Source organism: Pedobacter sp., from assembly GCF_035566355.1.
In the GTDB taxonomy this organism is placed as follows: Bacteria; Bacteroidota; Bacteroidia; order Sphingobacteriales; family Sphingobacteriaceae; genus Pedobacter.
This window is the reverse complement of record NZ_DATMRL010000278.1, coordinates 1-5,221: the sequence shown is the minus strand read 5'-3', so window position 1 is coordinate 5,221 and position 5,221 is coordinate 1. Positions and strand designations below refer to the sequence as shown.

General features: G+C 37.1%; 6 protein-coding genes and 1 tRNA gene. 2 read left to right on the top strand and 5 right to left on the bottom strand.

Translation table 11 applies throughout. The features are described 5' to 3' along the window. Positions 1-207: 207 nt before the first annotated feature. From VNZ46_RS11090 to VNZ46_RS11080, 3 genes are all read right to left on the bottom strand, one after another. The gene (locus VNZ46_RS11090) at positions 208-909 is read right to left on the bottom strand and encodes a DUF3667 domain-containing protein (RefSeq protein ID WP_325560223.1); all 702 of its coding nucleotides are present in this window, start codon (positions 907-909) and stop codon (positions 208-210) included. A gap of 346 nt (positions 910-1,255) precedes the next feature. After that, positions 1,256-1,681, bottom strand: coding sequence for a DDE-type integrase/transposase/recombinase (locus VNZ46_RS11085; protein ID WP_325560222.1), 426 nt, complete (start codon positions 1,679-1,681; stop codon positions 1,256-1,258). Next, the gene (locus tag VNZ46_RS11080) at positions 1,678-1,944 is read right to left on the bottom strand and encodes a hypothetical protein (protein WP_199079777.1); all 267 of its coding nucleotides are present in this window, start codon (positions 1,942-1,944) and stop codon (positions 1,678-1,680) included. Before VNZ46_RS11080 ends, VNZ46_RS11085 begins: the two co-directional genes overlap by 4 nt. A gap of 140 nt (positions 1,945-2,084) precedes the next feature. Here VNZ46_RS11080 and VNZ46_RS11075 point away from each other — a divergent pair. Then, positions 2,085-2,172 (top strand) — tRNA-Ser (locus VNZ46_RS11075). 23 nt (positions 2,173-2,195) lie between these two features. On the opposite strand, the gene VNZ46_RS11070 is transcribed toward VNZ46_RS11075, so the two are convergent. Then, complete coding sequence (locus VNZ46_RS11070; protein WP_325560221.1) at positions 2,196-4,172, bottom strand: alpha-1,3-galactosidase-related protein; 1,977 nt, start codon at positions 4,170-4,172, stop codon at positions 2,196-2,198. A gap of 120 nt (positions 4,173-4,292) precedes the next feature. Then, positions 4,293-4,655 (bottom strand): nuclear transport factor 2 family protein, encoded by a 363-nt coding sequence (locus tag VNZ46_RS11065; protein ID WP_325560220.1) that lies wholly within the window; start codon positions 4,653-4,655, stop codon positions 4,293-4,295. A gap of 283 nt (positions 4,656-4,938) precedes the next feature. Between VNZ46_RS11065 and VNZ46_RS11060 the strand changes: the two genes are divergently transcribed. After that, a partial coding sequence (locus VNZ46_RS11060) for an LLM class flavin-dependent oxidoreductase (protein ID WP_325560219.1) occupies positions 4,939-5,221 on the top strand: 283 nt, incomplete at its 3' end.

Below are 5,221 nucleotides of genomic sequence, written 5' to 3'. Positions count from 1 at the left end.
CCTTAACAAGGATCAATGCCAAATGTTGTGGAGCAGAGGTTAAAAACATAGCTTTGTCTTCTTATCATTCTTGCTATTTATGCCTTCAGCTACGAAGTCCTTACTCAACCTGTTTCTAACACGAAAGACTGTGATATCGTTCAGTTGAAAACTGCTATTGAATTTTACAGGTCAGTCCGCCTGACGCAAAATCCTTGTTAGCAGAAGTTATTTTATTCCTAATTGATAAAAAATAGTTGCAAGTAATATCAAAATCAGTCTGAAAGATATGGCTCCTAAAATGCAACATAAAATTGTTTTAACGTAATTAATAATTTTTTTCTCTCCAAAAAATTGCCCTATTGACCAAAAAATATAAAAATAACCTGTAAAAACACCGATAATCGCAATTAGTTTAATTTTAAGCAAAAATTCTAATAGAGAAAATACAACTATGATTAACAACGTTTGTCCAAATGAATAACATAATAAAACTGTAATTTCATAGATGTTGTAGTTGTGTTTTCTAAAAAATACTTTTAACCATAATGCTATAAAAAATCCAATAATTAGTGAAGTATAGCCAATATGATTATTTACCCATTCGCTTAATGCTTTCTTTTCTAAATACTGGTCAATATTTCCAATCTTTTGGTTTAATGAGAAAAATTCATATTTAATATGAAAGAAATGGAAAATAACTGTAAATAATGTCGCCGAAAATATTAGAAAAATGATTGGTTTTGTGATTTTACTTCTATCCTCAAATATAAAGCTTCTTACTAATTTACCTGGTCTGATAAAAAGTTGTTTCACAGTAAATAGAAATCCACTTTCAAGATGTAAAAGATGCGTTATTTCGTGAATTATATATGATGAATCAATTCGTTTTAGTTTGTTGCCTTTTTCTAGATTGTCAACTTCTTTCATATTATTCGTCTATCTGCCTTTTGTTTGTTTATAATTTATGCTAACGTTTCGGGGCTTGGCGTGAGTGGCGGAAATTGAAGCGAAAAGTTTCAATTTAGCGACACGGTAAGCAAAAGCAAATTAATTGAATAAATTTAAGAAAAAAAGTCAATTGTATTGGCTTTTTGCGATGACCTCCTCCCTGATATTCAGACTGTCAAAATTGGAGTTTTCGATGTTTTGAACTACAAGTTAACAAATTATTTGGGAGTCAGATCATTAAGGCTGTTATGCGGTCTTTAGTGATTATACTCCCATCTAAAATCCTCAATTTTTTCTCTGGCATCTTCCAGACAAAGGAACCAATTCACCGATAAACACTCATCTCTGAATTACCATTGAAAGATTCAATGTACGGATTATCATTAGGTTTTCCAGGTCTCGAGAAGTCCAGGGTTACCTGGTTCTGGTATGCCCACATATCTACATCTCTGGATATAAATTCACTCCCGTTATCGCACTGAATCTTTTCAGGAAAGCAGCCTTCCACCAGACATGCCCTGGTCAATTCGCCCACAACATCTGACCCTTTGAGTGATTTTTCAACCAGCAACCCATGGCATATTTTACTACAATTATCCACTATAGTTAAGATCCTGAAACGCTCCCCTTTGAATAAGGCATCCTGTACAAAGTCCATGCTCCATACTTTATTTATTGCTTGAGTCTCCAGGCGTTCCAGGCGATGTGCCGCACTTCTACTACGTCTGGGCCATTTGGTACGCAAGTTCAATCCACAGGCTTTATAAATACGATAAAGCCTTTTGTTACTTCAAAACGGGTTTCCAGATTTAGTGCAGTTTTCTTATCAAGATCGGCATAACCATATGCGCTTTTGAAAATCGGACGCCCAGAATCTGCAATAGGCACACAACCATTAAATTGATGCTTCGCATACAGGGTATCAAACAATTGTTTTAGGTGTTCAGACCTGCTTTGCCCATTCGCAAAAAAGCCAAGCAGCATCAGTAGGGTGATCAAAAGATTCCTTTTCAAGTTCACTAAGGTTTAACAATATTTGAAAGTAATATAAAAATTTGTATTAACTACGTTTTATCGGGCTAATAATCAGTGTAGATAAAGTTTAGTAGCCGATTCCGGTTTGCAGAATCGGTTTGTATTTGTACTTTTGCGCCGGAGAGTTGGCAGAGTGGTCGATTGCGGCAGTCTTGAAAACTGTTGAGTGTAATAGCTCCGGGGGTTCGAATCCCTCACTCTCCGCCACTATGGTATCAAAATGAAAAAGCTCATTTTTGATTTATCAAGTTGCCTTCAATAATCACATCCTCACAATCTTCTGTAAACAAGGATATCTCACCTGGAAATTTGTTGCCCGATATTTTCAATCCTTTAACACCTTTTGCTGTAATAAATGGACATTTTATTACACCTCTTGACTCTGTCGGGTTCGTTTTCGCTTCACCAACAAACCTATTGCCCACAATACGTATGTTTTCATGCACCGCACCTTCGCCTTTAATGATTTGAGGGGCAATATCAATGCCGCAGTTAAGGAAAGTATTATTTTTAATTAACAGATCACGAACCGGACCTGATTCCCACCATTTATTGGCATCGTCTTCAATTAAAATACCCGGCATAAGACTATTGATCGTATTACCTTCAATAACAATTTTACCACGCGTGGTGGCAAGTATCCCACGACAGGAGGCCAATTCTATCAGGTTGTTGCTCATTATAATATCGGCATGCCATGAAATGTTATCTACGACATCTCCTTTATTAAACATTGGAGCAGGCCCATCTAAAGTTACAATCCAATTTTTTCGCGTTGTATCACCTGGCATAACTTCTACAGCAGTTACTTTACGGCGTGGGTTGTCATCTATTTCACGTAAAGTAAAATGATTAATAACCGCAATTTCATCGCCAGGAGCACATGGAGCGAATCCATAAGTTTGCTGTTGCATAAAACGTAATTGCAATTTATTTTCTGCCGGTTTTCCTGCTACTCCAATATTTATCCCATGATAATTTACTCCATCATCCCCTGCTCCCGAAATTTTGCAGGAATCTATTAAAATTTTACCGCGGCAATTTGCAAAATGGAACACATCCATACTTGATGGCGAAACACGATTTGTATTTTTGGGAGGTATAACGTTAACTCTCCTAAAAGTAAGATTCTCCGTGAATTGACTAACAAAAGACATATTGGTCATGGCATTAATTTCACAATCATAAAAAGAAATGTTCTTACTGTGTACATTATGAAAACTAAGCAAATCGTGAAGGATATACCGAAAGCCATAGGACTTTCCTTTTTCTAAAACACCATCTTTTTTTGGATAGCTAAGACTTACTTTTCCTTTTCCTAAATCAGTCGCAATGGCGGCATCAAACGGAGACCATCTGTCTAGCCGCTTCGATTTTCTTGTTTTCAAGTCTGCCTCTTGCGCCATCATCCAACCATACCCCAAATCACCTGTCCACGCAAACTTTCCATTTTCAATTTTATAAGTAGATCCATCTGCTACCTGAACTGTTGCCGCATCTGTATTTGCATCTAAAACCATAATTTCAGACACAGATGGACGTTTAAGATCGAACACCAAATGTCCATAAGAAATGTCCTCTGACAAATGATTAATAACTTTAATCATGCGTTCAGGTCCGCTCATCATAATAGTTGTTTTACCTTTTCCCGCAACACCGCCACCACGAATTTGGACATGTACCGCACCTTCTATCAATATACCACAAGGCTTCGGTGTAAATGTAAAGTCTGCAGTGTTAGATACATGCCATACGCGACGTAAGGATTTTGGCGAAGTGAATTCATGCTTCCCAGGAAGAAATTCAACAACAACCGGTTGCTCCAAAGTTCCCTTACCAAATGGCATCAATGTTTGCTCATGGATGCCCGGTGCAATGATAATTTTATCTCCTGGCGCAAATTTTAAAGCATTAACATTAGCAAACGTTTTCCATGCTACTGAAGCTTTTATTCCCTTGTTTTGATCGTTACCTGTTTTAGGGTTAACAAAATAGGTTATATGTCCAGGCGATGGCACACGTATGGACGAGTCGGGATAAGGAGTTTTCGCAATCTCTCTCAACTTTGTCCACACATTTTCAGTTTGACAAGAACCTTGTTGTACCATTAAAAAAGGCACCAATACAATTATTAAACTGAAGCAAATTTTGTTCATCACTTGTCTTATTTCCCTTTGTAAAGCAAGCCAAGGTCTGTTATAATCCAACAAGAAACAACTAGCATCTTGACATTTGCTGATGTTTTCTTTGCAACTGAAATAATAAAAGTTAAGCCTGTAATCTTACGATATACAGGCTTTTTGATTTTAAATGATTCTTAGATTCTATTAGCCCATTCTATAGAAAAATTCATCGGCTACGATTTTTCCATCTTTAACTTCATAAACGCAAATCTCACTCATCGCCATTCTTCCGTGTGCTTTATATGTGGCATCAATGTTCATGACGAAAGAAAAATGATGATCCGCAACGATCGGATCAGAGCACGAAGCACTATGTATCTCTTCAACACTTTCTTCCCATTGCAGGGTTTTCTTTTTGACCGCGTCCTTGCCTTCTGTCAGCTCCATTGGTGAACCTTTTGGTTCTTTACTTACTACATTATCGGCGTAAAGCTCATCAATGGCTTGTTCGTTTTTACCTTCACGGCAAAGCTGTACTAATTTGTCAGCTACTTCCTGAGTATTCATATGATTATATTTAAGTTATGACCTAAGTTATTTAAAATAAACACCTTATTTGTTTAATATGTTTTATGTTTAGGTTAACTTAATCAGCAACTCCCCCCTGCCTTCGCTCCCATAACATCAGCTTCTTTCTCTAATCTTTCATCATCAATCATAGCCACTCTGTCCTTCACTTGCATGCTGGGTATGATATTCATTTGATTAGTATAACGCAACACTTGAAAAAAAACATTTTAACAATAAAAAACAGATAATAAAGCGTTATTTTTCAGTACGAAAATGAGCTATGAAAAAAATAGGATTTTTATCGTTTGGACATTGGGCTAACCATCAGGCCTATAAGACCCGCACAGCGGGCGACACATTGCTTCAATCTATTGATTTGGCGGTCGCAGCCGAAGAAATTGGTTTAGATGGTGCCTATTTTCGCGTGCATCATTTTGCAGCGCAGTTAGCATCTCCATTCCCTTTGCTTTCGGCCATTGGTGCCAAAACAAATAAAATAGAGATTGGAACGGGTGTAATTGATATGCGTTATGAAAACCCTCTGTATATGGTGGAAGATGCCG